Raw genomic sequence first — 14,187 nt, forward strand, 5'->3', positions numbered from 1 at the left:
CTAAATAGCATGGGATGCCTCCCGAAAATCCCGTTACCGCGCCGCTCCCGCCCGTCTGGGCGACATTCCGCCGGTTCCTGCCCTATCTCTGGCCGGCCGACGCGCCCGCGCTGCGCCGCCGCGTCGTCATCGCCATGCTGCTCGTGGCCCTGGCCAAGGCGGTGACGCTCATCATGCCCTTCGCCTATAAAGGCGCGATCGACCGGATGGCGCCGGGACTGGAGCCGGCGGTCGGCCTCGCCCTCGCTCTGGTGGTCGCCTATGCCGGCGCGCGCTTTGCCGGCGTGCTGTTCGACAATCTGCGCAACGCCGTGTTCGAAGGGGTAGGGCAGGAAGCGGGCCGGCGTCTGTCCGACGACGTCTTCGTCCATCTGCACCGTCTGTCGCTGCGCTTCCATCTCGACCGGCGCACCGGCGCGGTCACGAAAATCGTCGAGCGCGGGACCAAGAGCATCGACACGATGCTCTATTTCCTGCTGTTCAACATCGCGCCGACCGTGATCGAACTGGTGGCGGTCTGCGTCATCTTCCTCGTGAAATTCGGTCCCGGCCTGGTCGCCGCCACGCTGGCGATGGTCGCGGCCTATATCTGGTTCACCCGCACCGTCACCGAATGGCGCAACCAGCTGCGCCGCGACATGGTGGACATGGACACCAGCGCCGTCGCCCATGCCGTCGACAGCCTGCTCAATTTCGAAACCGTCAAATATTTCGGCGCCGAACAGCGCGAAGCCGACCGTTATGGCACCGCGATGCGCAACTATGCGCGTGCCGCGATCAAGAGCGAAAACAGCCTGGCCTGGCTCAATATCGGCCAGTCGCTCATCACCAACCTCATGATGGCCGGGGCCATGGCCTATACCGTCTGGGGCTGGAGCGTGGGGCGCTTCACCACCGGCGACGTGGTGCTGGTCAACACCCTGCTGGCACAGCTTTTCCGTCCGCTCGACCTGCTCGGAATGGTCTATCGCACCATCCGCCAGGGCCTTATCGACATGGAGGCGATGTATGCGCTGATCGACACGCCGACCGAAGTCGCCGACCGCGCCGGTGCCCCCACGCTGGCCGTGACCGGCGGAACGGTCCAGTTCGATCAGGTGCGTTTCGGCTATGATCCCCAGCGCGAAATATTGCACGGCATCAGCTTCACCGTGCCCGCCGGTCGCACTCTGGCGATCGTCGGCCCGTCAGGCGCGGGCAAGTCCACCATCGCGCGCATTCTTTTCCGCTTCTACGACATTCAGTCGGGATCGGTGACGATCGACGGGCAGGACATAGCGGCCGTGACCCAGCAATCCCTGCGCGCCGCCATCGGCATCGTGCCGCAGGACATGGTCCTCTTCAACGACACGATCGGCTATAATATCGCTTATGGCCGCGAAGGCGCGAGCCAGGCGGAGATCGAGGCGGCGGCCCGCGCGGCGCAGATTCACGATTTCATCCTCGGCATGCCCCAGGGCTATGACACGCGGGTGGGCGAACGCGGCCTTAAATTGTCGGGCGGGGAAAAACAGCGGGTCGCGATCGCCCGCACCTTGCTCAAGGACCCGCCGGTGCTGGTGCTCGACGAAGCGACCAGCGCGCTCGACAGCCGGACCGAAACCGAAATCCAGACCGTGCTGCGCGACATCAGCCGCAAGCGCACCACTCTGGTCGTTGCTCACCGCCTCTCGACCGTGGTCGATGCCGATGAAATCATCGTGCTGGATCAGGGGCGCATCGTCGAACGTGGAGCCCATGCCGACCTCGTGCGTGCCGACGGACTGTATGCGACCATGTGGGCGCGCCAGGCGACCGAGCGCGACGCGCCCGCTGTCACGGATGAGGAGGGCGGCGACCGCGAAACGGCCGCTCCATTGCTTTAGGGAATGCCGGCGCTCTGGTTCATGCGGCGCTCGGCAAACCATTGTTCCAGCATCTTGGCGGTGCATCCGGTAAAGCCGTTGCTGCCATTGACCGAACAGCTGTTGGGCAGGGTGGACCGCTGGACCTGCTCCATCGTCGCAACCTGGCTGCCCCAGCCCGGTCCGCCGGACGGGGCGGGCTTTTCCCGCAGTTTCTTGGGAATGCGATAGCGCTCTGCCTCCGGCCGCCTTGCGCACACGACAATCTCGTCGCCCTGGCTCTGCGGGCACGGATCGTCACCATAGACCAGAAGGTTGATGATCCGCTCTGGCGGCGGCTCCGCCTGCGCCAAGGCTGGAAGGGGAAGCAGCGGGATCAGCATCAGGCCGATCAGGGGAATGGCGCCGTGGCGCATGGCAATGATCCTTCTTCCATCCCCTGTGAACGTCCACCCCGGACTTGGCGCAGCGCATGGCTGGCCAGGATCAGGACGACGCCCCGCCGCCCGATCCGTCACGGCCTTGCATCATCGCTGCGGCGGCGACGTCGTATCCTGTGGCGCGGGCCGCTGCTGCGCCTTGGCCTCAGCCGCTTCTTCGGCCTTCACCCGCGCCTCGATGGCTTCGCTGTCAGCGTCGATCGTCGACAGGCGCTTTTCGCGTTCGGCCGCGACCAGGTCCTTCCAGCTGGCATTGTCGGCCTGCTGCCGCTCCGCCTTGGCCAGACGCGCCAGCTGCGCGAAGCAACCGGTCGCCCCGCCCGCGCCCGAAGGCGAACAGCTTTCGGTGCCCGACCGGCCGACATATTCCATGGATCGTACGCGCTCGCCCCAGGCCTGATTGCTGGGCTTGTTAGGATCACCGCGCAGCGGCTCGGGAATGCGATAGCGTTCCTCCTCGCCCTTGCGCGCGCACACGACGATATCGTCGCCCTGGCTCTGCGGACAGGAATCATCGCCATAGACGATGACGATATTCACCTTTTCCGATCCCGCGCTTCCCGTTTCGGCGGCCGGTTGCTGCGCCAGCGCGGGCGCCATGGCTCCGGTCAGCGCGATGGCGGCGATCATCAGCTTGTTCTTCATCGGTCGATCCTCTTGCAGACGCGCCACGGCGTCAGATACGCTTGGACAGGGCGATGGCGGCGCGACAGCCCAAGCGAATGGCGCCCGACAAAATGGGGTAGGCCGGCGCCTGCTCCGCGCCATGGGCGATCGCGGCGTCGCGATGCTCCACCTCCTCCGCCTGAAAATCCGCGATGGCGGTGGAGAGTTCCGGATCGTCACCGCCGATCCTCTCCAGCTGTTCGGCATAATGGCGATCAATCTCGGTCTCGACCGCTGCCGTGCAGGCCATCGCCGCCTTTGGACCCAATGCGGCTGTCACCGCGCCTAGCGCATATCCCGCGACATTCCAGAGCGGGCTCAGCGCCGTCGGCCGCACCCCGCGCCGCACGATCATCGCGTCGAACAGCTCGCGATGCCGCTCTTCCTGGCTGGCCATGCCCGCGATCACCCGGCCATAGGGATGACGATCGCCCATCACCGCCAGTTGCCCGGCATAGATACGGGTCGCGCCGAATTCGCCCGCCTGATCTACCCGCAGCATTGCGGCGCGATCCGGGTCGGTCAGCCGCTTCGTGGGGCGCGGATAATCGGGACTTGCGCTCATGACTTCCTCGCTTTCAGCAGCAGCGCCAAGATGGCAAGCGCCGCCGCGCTCGACAAGAGGCCGTTATAGCCCGCCATCGATATGCCCATCAGGCTCCATGGCGCCACGTCGCAGCGGGTGATGGGGCTGGCCATGATCTGGCTGAGCAGATCGGCCGCATTGCCCGCCGCTGGCGTCGTTGAACAGGTGGTCAGACCCTCCCACCAGCCATATTCGACCCCGGCGTGAAACAGTCCGATAAGGCCGCTGACGCCGACCGCCAGCCCGGCAAGCCCCACGAACAGCGCGCTGACGCAGGCCCGCGCGCGCACAATGAAGGCGACCAGAGCCAGCGGCACGGCAGCGAAATGGGCATAGCGTTGCCACCAGCACATCTCGCAGGGGTGCAGCCCACCCAGATATTGGAAGCCATAAGCTCCCGCGAGCATGAGAATCGGGACAATGAGCGCAAGCGCGCGGGCGAGGGACAGGCTCTTCATGCCTTGGGCTTAAAGCCTTCATGCCCTTTCGTCATGCTGAACTTGCCCTGCCGCGTCCGCGCTTATTTTGCGCCCGGCTTGCGGGCCGCGGCCTGGGCCACCACCGCGCCAGGCGCTTTTGCGAGCCGCGCGATCGTCTTGAGCGCATAGTCCATCTGGAAATCCTCGATGCCCTGCTTTTTCAGCTCTTCGGCCGATAGGGCAAAGCGCGGATCATCCTTCACATCCTCCTCCAGCGCCGCATCGTCGGTTTTGATCTCATTGATCAGGTGACGGCGCAGGTCGCTTTCGCGGAATTTGGGCCGGTTCTTGTAATCGGGATCGGACAATTGCGGCACGCGAATATCAGGCTGGATGCCGCCTTCCTGCACGCTGCGGCCCGATGGCGTATAATAACGCGCCGTCGTCAGCTTGAGCGCGGTGGTGTTGCTCAGCGGCAGCATGGTCTGCACGCTGCCCTTGCCAAAGCTGCGCTCGCCCATCACCAGCGCGCGATGCTGGTCCTGCAAGGCGCCCGCGACGATTTCCGATGCCGATGCCGAACCCGCGTCGACCAGCACGATCACCGGCAATCCCTTCGCATCATCGCCCGGCTTGGCGTAATAGCGTTCGACATCGCCCTTCTGCCGACCGCGCTGCGACACGATCTCGCCGCGCTCCAGGAAGGTGTCGCTGACCGTCACCGCTTCGTCCAGCAGACCGCCGGGATTGGAGCGCAGGTCCAGCACATAGCCGGTAGGCTTGTGACCGAGGCTCTTGTCGATGCTGCGGATCGCCTGGCGGACGTCCGCGCCGGTGTTGGCGGAGAAGCTGACGATGGTAATGACGCCGATATCCTTCTTCACCTCCCATTTGACGGGCTTCAACTGGATGATCTCGCGCGTCAGGGTCAGGTCGATCGGCTTGTCGCGGCCCGGGCGCACCAGCGTCAGCTTCAGGCTGGTGCCCGGCGCGCCACGCATCTTGTCGACTGCCTCGTCCAGCGTGCCGCCATAGATAAGCTGCCCGTCGATATGGGTGATATAGTCGCCCGCCTTGATGCCCGCGCGCCAGGCCGGCGTATCCTGCGTCGGCGCGATCACCTTGACCGCGCCATCCTCCTGCGTGACCGACAGGCCGAGGCCACCATAGCTGCCTTCGGTCTGGGTGCGCAGATTCTGGAAGTCGCGTGCGTCGAGGAAGCTGGAATGCGGGTCGAGGCTGGCGAGCATGCCGTCGATCGCCCCCTTGATCAGCTTTTCGTCATCGACTTTCTCGACATAGTCGGTGCGCACCTTCTGGAACACGTCCATGAATTCGTCGAGCGCCTTGTAGCTCGACGCCTCCCCGTCCGCGAGCGCGGCGGTGGTGGCGGGAATGAGCGCAAGCGCCCCGAGCGCGATCGCGCCCTGGAGGAAGGATGTCTTCATGGCTGTCCTAGGAGTCCGCATCTATGTTCCATCATAGACCGATTGATCGGCCAACGCAAAAACATGCTTCGACCAATATCATCCAGCAGCGATGAGCGTGGGGTGAATGCAGCCTCGATCCCCACGCTCATAACGTTCAAGCGAACAGCGGCGTCACAAGCCGCTGGAACTCGGCAGGCGCGGCCTGGAGACGGGCCTTGGCCTGATCCCGCTCCTGATCGGTCATCGTCGCGAGCTTCTTGCGACCGGATTCGAAGATCGAATGATCGGTTGCCGGTGCGCCATGAACGAAACGCTGCGTGATCTGTAGTAATAGATGCGTGGGCTTCACGAGTTGGACAAGGTTGGTGTCGACTCCTGCTGGCTGATAGGCATAGACGACCTCCTGAAAGCCGTAAGACAGGGCTTCCGTCAGATTCGTGCCGAAACTATCGCCAAATATGAGCAGCTTCCCAGCGATCGGGGCCGATGCGTTCCGATAGACACGAATATTGCCGTGATTTGTTATCTCATTGTCAAATACCAGCCGATCGGGCGGCAGGTCACAGAACACTAATCCAAAATATGACGTAGCAGGCTGCAATTTGCTACCAAGGTCGCCATTCGACTGCTTCACTGCAAATTCGTTAGGAAATGCGTCGATCGGAAGATCCCAACGCTTGGCCAATGTCCTAGCGGCGATTGTAGCACCATAATCCGTCCAGTGCGTATCCACCGCACTATAGGCCAAATGGCGACTATTCCACAGCTCCCACCGGGGCATTATCACCGGTCCGTTGCCGAACCGCTTAAGGAAATCATCGAAAACGGTGTTTGAAGCTCGCCGAAACGGATAGTGGTCGCGCAAAATTTCTTCTTTAGCCGGCGCGATCATTAGCATGATTTTTTCGAGGCCGAATTGCTGCTCCCATCCAGGCAATCGGGCAAAAATATCACTCCATTCGCTGGCGCTGGACTCACTAAGTTTACCCGAACGCGTGAACTGACCCACACTGTCATTGGTGTCTCCGATCAGGAAAAGCTGGCCCATGCGGCCGAGCAGTGCCTGTGCACCACCCGATGGAGCGCCGGGCGCCGGCACGCCGCGCTGCACCATGCCCACCAGCGCCATGTCCTGACGTTCCTGGTCCACGACTTCCCAGCGGCAGACGACATCGCGGCCCTGCTCCTGACGGACCGGCATTTCGATGTGATACACGCCTTGGCGCGCAGGCACGTCGATCACGAAGCCGGGATTGGCTATGCCGATCGCCAATATGTCCGCGCCATGACGGATAGACACGGTGACGCCGTTGCCGGCATTTCCGACATGGCCTGAAAAGACCAGCCGATCCTCGCCAACCGGCAGTGGTTGCGCGATCCATACCTTGCCCAGTTGATCTGGCCCCTGTGCGCCATGCTGTTCGATCGCCCAAGTTGCGCCTGTCATGGCACTCATAAATTCGCCTCTTTATATTTTTGAAAACACGCCAAAAGACGGCATGCCGTCCCATCGCATTCACGCTATGAGCAAAAAAACCATGGCTCAACGGTAAAAGTGCCGGTCACGGTCAAACCGGTCCAATAAGGGGAATTATATCCACCGGGCGGCCATTGCGGCGCAGTTCGACGATGATATCGCTGCGCCGCGCGCCGGTGACGCCCACCGGATCGCCCTGCCGCACAGTTTCGCCCACGCGCACGGACAGGCGATGCAGTCCGGTGATCAACGTGGTCCAGCCGCCGCCATGGTCGATGATGAGTATCTGGCCATAGTCGCGATAGGGCCCGGCAAAGGCGATGCGGCCCGCCGTCGGCGCGATGGCTTGCGCGCCAGGCTGGACGGCCAGCGTCAATCCCCTGGCACGTACGCCGCTCTCATTGACTTCGCCGAGCCCGGTGACGAGTTGACCGACAACTGGCAGGCGATAGGGCGGCGGGCCGCTCGCCGCTTTTTCTCGCTCCGGCGGCGCGGCGCCGGCCTGGTCCGGGCGGTCCGGGCGAAGCAGCGGCCCCGACAGTGCGGCGAGCCGTTCGCGCAGGTCCCCCGCCTGTTCCAGCCGATCCATCAGATCGACGATGTCGCGCGCTCGCTCCCCTAGCGCCAGCGCCCGCTCGCTTTCCATGCCGGCATTGGCGCGATAGTCGCGCGCGGCGAGGCGCTTGCGCGCTTCCAGTTCCGCCAGTTCGGCTCGCTGCGCCTTGCGATCCTGCTGCGCCTGGGCGAGCGCATCGGATGCTTGCTGAGCGGTCGCGCGCAAAGTGCGGCTGCGCGCCAGTTCCGCGCGCAGCCCGGCCGTGCGTTGCTCGATCACCGGCAGGATCTGCCCCAGAACTGCACGCAGATGCACCGCGTCACTGATGCTGCCTGGCTGCACCAGCGCCAGCGCCAGCGGCCGCCGGGCCATCATCTGAAGCGCGGCGGTCAGCCGGACCACCGGTTCCTGCCGCGCCGCCAGCCGTTTGGCCTGCGCGCGTTGCAAGCGGGCGATGATGGCGATGCGGGCGTGGGCAGCTTGAATATCGGCTTCGGCCTGCTGGATACGGGCGGCCACGGCGGCTGCGCGGCGGCGGGCCTGTTCGGCGGCGTCCCGTGCGGCCATCGCCTGCTGCGCCAGGCGCGCGGCGCGGTCGCGCGCCTCGTCGGACTGACGGCGCGCATCCTTGAGCGCCTGTTGCTCCTGCGCCAGGCTGGTGCCCGCCGTCCCTGGCAGAACCAGTGCGTCGTCGTCGGCGGCAACAAGGCGCGTACCGGCCAGCAGCAACAGAGCCGCGATGCCGCCGGTGATGAAAAAATGTCGCGTCACCCGATGTCCCGCCCTTATGAAGCGGTGACTAGGCATAAGCGGCCCGCGTGTCGAGCCGTCAGCCTTCGCGGTGATAGGGATGGCCGGCCATTATGGAGGAGGCGCGCCAGAGCTGTTCGGCCAGCATCGCGCGGGCCATCATGTGCGGCCAGGTCATCGCGCCGAATGCGATCAACAGGTCGGCATTGGCGCGTTCTGCATCCTCGAACCCGTCCGCCGCGCCGATCAGGAACCGGCATTCGCGCGTGCCCGCGTCGCGCCAGCCTTCGATCCGGCGGGCAAAGTCCACAGAACCCAGTTGCTTGCCCTTTTCATCGAGCATGACCGTCACGGTGCCGGGTCCGGTTGGCGGCAGCTTGCCACCCCGGTCGGGCATTTCGGTGACGCGACAGGGCATGGTCAATCGCCTGAGGTAGCGGTCGACAAGCTCGGCTTCAGGTGATCGTCCTATCTTGCCGCGCGCGATGATGTGGAGAAGCATCGGCGTCTCCTAATTCATCATCGCCCCGCTGTCTAAGCGTCAGGACGTCAGGCGTTGCCCGCGACCGGCGCGTCGACAAAGCCCCACATCCGTTCCAGATTGTAGAAGCTGCGCACTTCGGGCCGGAACAGGTGGACAATAACGTCGCCTGCGTCGATCAGCACCCAGTCGGCGACCGGCAGGCCCTCGACACGCGCGGAGCGCCCGGTTTCCTTCTTGATCCTTTCGGCCAGATGCTGGGCCATTGCCGCGACCTGGCGCGACGAACGGCCGCTTGCGATCACCATGTGATCGGCGATGCTGCTTTTGCCTTCAAGGGGAATGGAGATGGTTTCCTGCGCCTGGTCGTCGTCGAGCGACTGCATGACAAGGGCGTGCAGGGCGGCCACGGAATCGGCGCTTTGCGCGATGTCGTTGGCAGGGGCGGGGCTGGTCAAATAAACTCCAATCTAGACGATATACCGGCGCGTGAGCGGATCGCGCACACGCGTTGCTTCATATTCGCGATGCCAGAGGGGGTCCGCCTGCCGCAGCAGGGTCGCCGATCTTGGATCAGGGCGGAAGCGCAATAGCACGAGCGCCGGCACTCTCCAATTCGTCCAGTCTGCACTCTGGCGCGCGGGCCGGACGAAGCGCCGCAGCCAGCTCATGGCCGCAGAGCCACGGGCACCCGCATCATAGCCCGGACGGGCGATCACCGCAATGGGCATTAGATGGGCGATCCCGCGCCAATTCTTCCACCGGCTGAATTGCGCCAGATTGTCGGCCCCCATCAACCAGATGAATTCGTGGCGCGGGTAGCGCAGGCGCAGGGCGCGCAGCGTGTCGATCGTGTAGCGCGTGCCCAATTGCCGCTCGATCGCGGTGGCGCGGATCGGCGCGCGGCGTGCGACCTCGCGCGCATGGGCCAAGCGCGCGGGCAGCGGCGCCATCCCCTTTTCCGGTTTCAGCGGATTGCCCGGCGATACCAGCCACCAGACTTCGTCCAGGTCGAGCGCGTTGCGCGCGAAAAGCGATATCGCCCTATGTCCGCCATGCGCCGGATTGAAGGAGCCGCCCAGCAAGCCGATGCGTGTCATCCTTGCGCCCTGCGAGGGCGCAGCCGATGGGCCATGCCTGCGTCAGCCGTGATCATGATCGTGATGATGGCCATCGCTTGCGCCATGAATGGCCTCCAGCACATCCTCCAGCCGCGCCGGATCGCCCAGCGCCAGGACATGGCCTTCGCTCGTCGCGGTCAGCGGCTCGCCATTCCAGTCGCACATCACCCCGCCTGCTCCTTCGACCACCGGAACCAGCGCCGCAAAATCATAGCTTTGCAGGCCCGATTCGATGACGATGTCCAAGAAGCCCGACGCGAGCAGGCCATAATTATAGCAATCCCCGCCATAGACCGGCCCCTGCCGTGGCGCGCCGCCCGACACCGCTGCGACCAGCGCCATATAATGGGGCACGTCGCCCTCAGCGAACAAATGCGGGCTGGTGGTCGCGATGCCCGCGCCCTCCAGGCTGCGGCAGGCGCGCGTGCGGACGGGCGTGCCGTTGAAGGTGGTGGGCTGTCCGCTCATCCCCGCCCATCGTTCGCGGGCGATCGGCTGATCGATGATCCCGATCGTCGGCCACCCGCTTTGGGTCAGCGCGATCAGCGTGCCGAATATCGGACGCCCAGCAATGAAGCTGCGCGTGCCATCGATCGGATCGAGGATCCAGATCCGCTCGGCATCGGTGCGAACCGATCCATATTCCTCGCCGATGATGCCGTCATCGGGGCGCTCCTGCTCCAATATCGTGCGGATCGCGGCCTCCGCAGCGCGGTCCGCCTCCGTCACCGGCGACTTGTCCGCCTTGATCTCCAGATCATAGCGGGCGCGGAAGAAGGGGCGAATCGCTTCTCCGGCGGCATCGGCAAGGCGGTTGGCCAGGGCCAGGTCATCGCGGGTCGTCATGGCGGCATGCCTAGCTGCTGATCCCGCTTTGCGCTACCCTCGTGCGATGATCGCAAGGAGAGGACAATGCCCGGTTCCCCTGTCATTCCATGCCTGCGCTATGCCGACGCGCCGGCCGCCATCGCTTTCCTGTGCGCCGCCTTCGGCTTTCAAAAACATGCCGTCTATGCCGACGATGTGGATAGCGGCGTCATCCATCATGCGCAGCTGTCATTAGGCGACGGGATGGTGATGCTGGGCAGCGTCAGGGATGGGGAGGGCGAATCGCTCTACACCTGGTCCACCGTGCGCGATCTGGGCGGCACCACGGCCTGCGTCTACATGGTCGTGGCCGATGTGGATGCCCATTGCCTGCACGCCCGCAATGAAGGGGCCGTGGTGGTCGACGAGCCGCACGACAATCCCGGCTATCCGGGGCGCGGCTATACGGCGCTTGATCCGGAGGGGAATGTCTGGAGCTTTGGCAGCTATGACCCCTGGGCGCCGCCGCCGGACGAAGGCGATTAAGTTTTTCGAAACGTCGCCGTCCTAGCCTTCGGGCCTGCACGGAAATGCATGGCCAAGGGGGACTGCATGGCGCTGATCGGTTGGATATTGAGCTTTATCTGCTTGTTCGCTGGGCTGGCGCTGCGCCAGGACATGCCGATCGGCGGGTCGCTCACCCTCTCCAACCTGCTCATCATCTTTGCGCTGCTGGCCTGCCCGATCGTCTGGCGGGAACTGCCGCTCGGCGTGTCGCGCGGGCAGCGGATCGTCGCCGGCTTCGCTCTGGTCTTTGCCCTGCCGATCATCCTGTTCCCGGCGCACTGACACAGCGCGCCGGCGCGGCATCAGTCGAACAGGCTCGACACCGAACTTTCATCCGCGATGCGCTTGATGGCTTCGCCCAGCAGCGGGGCGATGGGCAGGTGGCGGATGTGGGTTGCGTTGTTTACCGCGTCCGTGCCCTGGATCGAATCGGTGATGACCAGTTCCAGCAGTTCCGACGCTTCGACCCGCGCGACCGCGCCGCCCGACAAGACGCCATGGCTGACATAGGCGATGACGTCTTCCGCGCCCTCGGCCTTGAGCGCCGCGGCGGCATTGCACAGCGTGCCGGCCGAATCGACGATATCGTCGATCAGGATGCAGAAGCGGCCTTTCACGTCGCCGATGATGTTCATGACTTCCGATTCGCCCGCGCGTTCGCGACGCTTGTCGACGATTGCCAGCGGCGCATTGTCCAGCCGCTTGGCCAGCGCGCGCGCACGCACCACACCGCCGACGTCAGGCGATACGACCGTGATGTTGCGATCGCCGAACCGGGCCTGGATGTCCGCCGACATGACCGGCGCGCCGAACAGATTGTCGGTGGGGATGTCGAAGAACCCTTGGATCTGCCCGGCGTGCAGGTCGACCGACAGCACGCGATCGGCGCCCGCCGTGGTGATAAGGTTGGCGACCAGCTTGGCGCTGATCGGGGTCCGGGGCCCGGGCTTGCGATCCTGCCGCGCATAACCGAAATAGGGGAGCACCGCCGTGATACGCTTGGCCGACGCGCGTTTCAGCGCATCGATCATGATCAGCAATTCCATCAGATTGTCGTTGGTCGGATAGGCCGTCGACTGGATGACGAACACGTCCTCGCCGCGCACGTTTTCGTGGATTTCGACGAACACCTCTTCATCGGCGAAGCGGCGAACGCTGGCGTCCGTCAGGGGGATTTCAATATAATCGGCGATGGCGGCCGCAAGCGGCTTGTTGGAATTGCCGGTCATGAGCTTCATGGCCAAAACCCCCAGGCTTAGGTGACGTGACGAATTGATGACGCTGCGCGAGACGCGGCCCCTTTAGCGGGGGGAGCCCATGGTGGAAAGGCGCTTTTGCGCCTTAGGCCAAAATGCACTAGGGCGCGCGCCATGACCGACAAACTCGTGATCGCGCTCGCGCAGATGACCCAGTCCATGGGCGACCTCAAGGCCAATGCCGACGCCATGCTGGAATGGCGCGCGCGGGCGCAGGGCGCTGACCTGATCGTCTTTCCCGAATTGCAGCTGATCGGTTATCCGCCAGAGGATCTGGTGCTGAAACCCGCTCTGGTGACGCAGGCCGATTATCAGCTCGACCGCTTGGCCCAGGAAACCGCCGATGGCGGCCCGGCCATGCTGGTGGGCACGGTGGTCGCGGCGCAGGGCGTGCTGTTCAACGTCGTCGCCTTGCTCGATAATGGCGCCGTCACCACGGTGCGCGCCAAGCGCGAATTGCCCAATTACGGCACGTTCGATGAAAAGCGGCTGTTCGCGCCCGGGCCGCTCCCCGCGCCGATTGATTTTCGCGGGGTGAAGTTCGGCGTGCCGATCTGCGAGGATATCTGGTTCCCCTTCGTCACCGCGCATCTGAAGGCGCAAGGCGCGAAAATCCTGATCAGCCCCAATGGCAGCCCGTTCGAAGTGGACAAGGACGATCGCCGGCTGAACGCGGTTGCCGGCACGCGCGTGCGCGAAACCGGCCTGCCGCTTGCCTATCTCAACCGGGTCGGCGGGCAGGATGAACTGGTGTTCGATGGCGCATCCTTCGTCATGAATGCCGATCTGTCCGTTGCGCAGCAGCTTCCCGACTGGGAAGAGACGCTGGTCCTGACGCAATGGGAAAAATGGGACGGGCAGTGGGTCTGCCTGCCCGGCGACCGGCATGAACTCGATCCGCGCCCGGCCGATATCTATAATGCCATGGTGCTGGGGCTGCGCGACTATGTGAACCGCAACCGTTTTCCCGGCGTGGTGCTGGGCCTGTCGGGCGGCATCGACTCCGCCCTGTCTGCCGCCGTCGCGGTCGATGCCCTGGGCGCGGACCGCGTCTGGTGCGTGATGATGCCTTCGCGCTTCACCAGTCAGGACAGTCTGGACGATGCGGTCGAATGCGCGCGCCTGCTGGGCGTGCGCTACGACATCATCCCGATCGCGCCGGCGGTCGGGGCGTTCGATGCCATGCTGGGTCCGGTCTTCGACGGGCGCGCGCCCGACCTCACCGAAGAAAATCTCCAGTCCCGCATTCGCGGCGTGACGCTCATGGGCCTGTCCAACAAGTTCGGGCACATGCTGCTCACCACCGGCAACAAGAGCGAAATGTCGGTCGGCTATGCCACCATCTATGGCGACATGGCCGGCGGCTATTCGGTGTTGAAGGACGCCTACAAGACGACGGTGTTTGACCTTAGCCGTTGGCGCAATGCCCATGTCCCCTCGCTTGGGGCGGGCATGGGACCGGCAGGCCCGGTCATGCCCGAGCGTGTCATCACCAAGCCGCCCAGCGCCGAGCTGCGCGCCGATCAGCGTGATGACGACAGCCTGCCGCCCTATGAGATACTTGACCCCATTCTCTATGGCCTGGTCGAGGAGGAATTGTCGGTCGATGATCTGGTCGCGCGCGGTTTTGAAAAAGAGACGGTCGCCCGGATCGAGCGCCTGCTCTACGTCGCTGAATATAAGCGTCGCCAGGCCCCGCCGGGCGTGAAGCTGGGCATCCGCAACTTCGGCCGCGACCGCCGCTATCCCATCACCAATGCGTTTCGCACCATCTAAGAGCGCCAGAC

16 protein-coding genes are annotated in these 14,187 nt (G+C 64.4%); 4 read left to right on the plus strand and 12 right to left on the minus strand.

Annotation, left to right across the window (positions count from 1 at the left end):
* Nucleotides 1-14: 14 nt before the first annotated feature.
* Entirely contained in the window at nt 15-1,865 is a 1,851-nt protein-coding gene (locus tag SAB01S_RS08135; RefSeq protein ID WP_062732549.1) for an ABCB family ABC transporter ATP-binding protein/permease, read from the plus strand.
* Here SAB01S_RS08135 and SAB01S_RS08140 read toward each other — a convergent pair.
* The 11 genes from SAB01S_RS08140 to SAB01S_RS08190 form a co-directional block, all read right to left on the minus strand.
* Nucleotides 1,862-2,260 carry a hypothetical protein gene (locus SAB01S_RS08140; protein WP_083951221.1) on the minus strand — a complete coding sequence of 133 codons (399 nt, stop codon included), beginning with the start codon at nt 2,258-2,260 and terminating at the stop codon, nt 1,862-1,864. The two genes, SAB01S_RS08135 and SAB01S_RS08140, sit on opposite strands and share 4 nt — an antisense overlap.
* Before the next feature lie 111 nt (nt 2,261-2,371).
* Complete coding sequence (locus SAB01S_RS08145) at nt 2,372-2,929, minus strand: hypothetical protein (protein ID WP_062732550.1); 558 nt, start codon at nt 2,927-2,929, stop codon at nt 2,372-2,374.
* A 31-nt stretch (nt 2,930-2,960) separates the two neighbouring features.
* Nucleotides 2,961-3,515: a demethoxyubiquinone hydroxylase family protein gene (locus tag SAB01S_RS08150; RefSeq protein ID WP_062732551.1), complete on the minus strand. Its 555-nt coding sequence runs from the start codon at nt 3,513-3,515 to the stop codon at nt 2,961-2,963.
* Complete coding sequence (locus SAB01S_RS08155; protein ID WP_062732552.1) at nt 3,512-3,994, minus strand: disulfide bond formation protein B; 483 nt, start codon at nt 3,992-3,994, stop codon at nt 3,512-3,514. Before SAB01S_RS08155 ends, SAB01S_RS08150 begins: the two co-directional genes overlap by 4 nt.
* Nucleotides 3,995-4,056: 62 nt before the next feature.
* A complete protein-coding gene (locus SAB01S_RS08160; protein WP_062732553.1) occupies nt 4,057-5,403 on the minus strand; it encodes a S41 family peptidase in 1,347 nt (448 codons plus the stop codon).
* A 136-nt stretch (nt 5,404-5,539) separates the two neighbouring features.
* The gene (locus SAB01S_RS08165) at nt 5,540-6,841 is read right to left on the minus strand and encodes an alginate O-acetyltransferase AlgX-related protein (protein WP_062732554.1); all 1,302 of its coding nucleotides are present in this window, start codon (nt 6,839-6,841) and stop codon (nt 5,540-5,542) included.
* 112 nt (nt 6,842-6,953) lie between these two features.
* Nucleotides 6,954-8,225, minus strand: a complete 1,272-nt coding sequence (locus SAB01S_RS08170; protein ID WP_062732555.1) for a murein hydrolase activator EnvC family protein — start codon at nt 8,223-8,225, stop codon at nt 6,954-6,956.
* Nucleotides 8,226-8,247: 22 nt separating this feature from the next.
* On the minus strand, nt 8,248-8,670 hold the full coding sequence (locus SAB01S_RS08175; protein WP_062732556.1) for a 23S rRNA (pseudouridine(1915)-N(3))-methyltransferase RlmH: 423 nt from the start codon (nt 8,668-8,670) through the stop codon (nt 8,248-8,250).
* Nucleotides 8,671-8,717: 47 nt separating this feature from the next.
* Nucleotides 8,718-9,107 carry a ribosome silencing factor gene (gene rsfS / locus SAB01S_RS08180; RefSeq protein ID WP_021227667.1) on the minus strand — a complete coding sequence of 130 codons (390 nt, stop codon included), beginning with the start codon at nt 9,105-9,107 and terminating at the stop codon, nt 8,718-8,720.
* Between the two features lie 12 nt (nt 9,108-9,119).
* On the minus strand, nt 9,120-9,749 hold the full coding sequence (locus SAB01S_RS08185; RefSeq protein WP_062732557.1) for a nicotinate-nucleotide adenylyltransferase: 630 nt from the start codon (nt 9,747-9,749) through the stop codon (nt 9,120-9,122).
* Between the two features lie 42 nt (nt 9,750-9,791).
* Nucleotides 9,792-10,616 (minus strand): inositol monophosphatase family protein, encoded by an 825-nt coding sequence (locus SAB01S_RS08190; protein WP_062732558.1) that lies wholly within the window; start codon nt 10,614-10,616, stop codon nt 9,792-9,794.
* Between the two features lie 66 nt (nt 10,617-10,682).
* Between SAB01S_RS08190 and SAB01S_RS08195 the strand changes: the two genes are divergently transcribed.
* Both SAB01S_RS08195 and SAB01S_RS08200 read left to right on the plus strand, forming a co-directional pair.
* The gene (locus SAB01S_RS08195) at nt 10,683-11,123 is read left to right on the plus strand and encodes a VOC family protein (protein ID WP_062732559.1); all 441 of its coding nucleotides are present in this window, start codon (nt 10,683-10,685) and stop codon (nt 11,121-11,123) included.
* A gap of 66 nt (nt 11,124-11,189) precedes the next feature.
* Nucleotides 11,190-11,426 carry a hypothetical protein gene (locus SAB01S_RS08200; protein WP_031298802.1) on the plus strand — a complete coding sequence of 79 codons (237 nt, stop codon included), beginning with the start codon at nt 11,190-11,192 and terminating at the stop codon, nt 11,424-11,426.
* 20 nt (nt 11,427-11,446) lie between these two features.
* Here the strand turns inward: SAB01S_RS08200 and SAB01S_RS08205 are convergent, their stop codons facing one another.
* Nucleotides 11,447-12,382 carry a ribose-phosphate pyrophosphokinase gene (locus SAB01S_RS08205; RefSeq protein WP_021227672.1) on the minus strand — a complete coding sequence of 312 codons (936 nt, stop codon included), beginning with the start codon at nt 12,380-12,382 and terminating at the stop codon, nt 11,447-11,449.
* A 132-nt stretch (nt 12,383-12,514) separates the two neighbouring features.
* On the opposite strand from SAB01S_RS08205, the gene SAB01S_RS08210 reads away from it, so the two are divergent.
* Entirely contained in the window at nt 12,515-14,176 is a 1,662-nt protein-coding gene (locus SAB01S_RS08210; protein ID WP_062732560.1) for an NAD+ synthase, read from the plus strand.
* Nucleotides 14,177-14,187 lie beyond the last annotated feature (11 nt).

Source organism: Sphingobium abikonense NBRC 16140, assembly GCF_001598335.1.
Taxonomy (GTDB): domain Bacteria; phylum Pseudomonadota; class Alphaproteobacteria; order Sphingomonadales; family Sphingomonadaceae; genus Sphingobium; species Sphingobium abikonense.

What these genes read in the sequence shown, in the direction of transcription:
- SAB01S_RS08135 (WP_062732549.1), top strand. Translation starts at nt 15, where the DNA reads ATGCCTCCCGAAAATCCCGTTACCGCGCCGCTCCCGCCCGTCTGGGCG.
- SAB01S_RS08140 (WP_083951221.1), bottom strand. Translation starts at nt 2,260, where the DNA reads ATGCGCCACGGCGCCATTCCCCTGATCGGCCTGATGCTGATCCCGCTG.
- SAB01S_RS08145 (WP_062732550.1), bottom strand. Translation starts at nt 2,929, where the DNA reads ATGAAGAACAAGCTGATGATCGCCGCCATCGCGCTGACCGGAGCCATG.
- SAB01S_RS08150 (WP_062732551.1), bottom strand. Translation starts at nt 3,515, where the DNA reads ATGAGCGCAAGTCCCGATTATCCGCGCCCCACGAAGCGGCTGACCGAC.
- SAB01S_RS08155 (WP_062732552.1), bottom strand. Translation starts at nt 3,994, where the DNA reads ATGAAGAGCCTGTCCCTCGCCCGCGCGCTTGCGCTCATTGTCCCGATT.
- SAB01S_RS08160 (WP_062732553.1), bottom strand. Translation starts at nt 5,403, where the DNA reads ATGAAGACATCCTTCCTCCAGGGCGCGATCGCGCTCGGGGCGCTTGCG.
- SAB01S_RS08165 (WP_062732554.1), bottom strand. Translation starts at nt 6,841, where the DNA reads ATGAGTGCCATGACAGGCGCAACTTGGGCGATCGAACAGCATGGCGCA.
- SAB01S_RS08170 (WP_062732555.1), bottom strand. Translation starts at nt 8,225, where the DNA reads ATGCCTAGTCACCGCTTCATAAGGGCGGGACATCGGGTGACGCGACAT.
- SAB01S_RS08175 (WP_062732556.1), bottom strand. Translation starts at nt 8,670, where the DNA reads ATGCTTCTCCACATCATCGCGCGCGGCAAGATAGGACGATCACCTGAA.
- SAB01S_RS08185 (WP_062732557.1), bottom strand. Translation starts at nt 9,749, where the DNA reads ATGACACGCATCGGCTTGCTGGGCGGCTCCTTCAATCCGGCGCATGGC.
- SAB01S_RS08190 (WP_062732558.1), bottom strand. Translation starts at nt 10,616, where the DNA reads ATGACGACCCGCGATGACCTGGCCCTGGCCAACCGCCTTGCCGATGCC.
- SAB01S_RS08195 (WP_062732559.1), top strand. Translation starts at nt 10,683, where the DNA reads ATGCCCGGTTCCCCTGTCATTCCATGCCTGCGCTATGCCGACGCGCCG.
- SAB01S_RS08200 (WP_031298802.1), top strand. Translation starts at nt 11,190, where the DNA reads ATGGCGCTGATCGGTTGGATATTGAGCTTTATCTGCTTGTTCGCTGGG.
- SAB01S_RS08205 (WP_021227672.1), bottom strand. Translation starts at nt 12,382, where the DNA reads ATGAAGCTCATGACCGGCAATTCCAACAAGCCGCTTGCGGCCGCCATC.
- SAB01S_RS08210 (WP_062732560.1), top strand. Translation starts at nt 12,515, where the DNA reads ATGACCGACAAACTCGTGATCGCGCTCGCGCAGATGACCCAGTCCATG.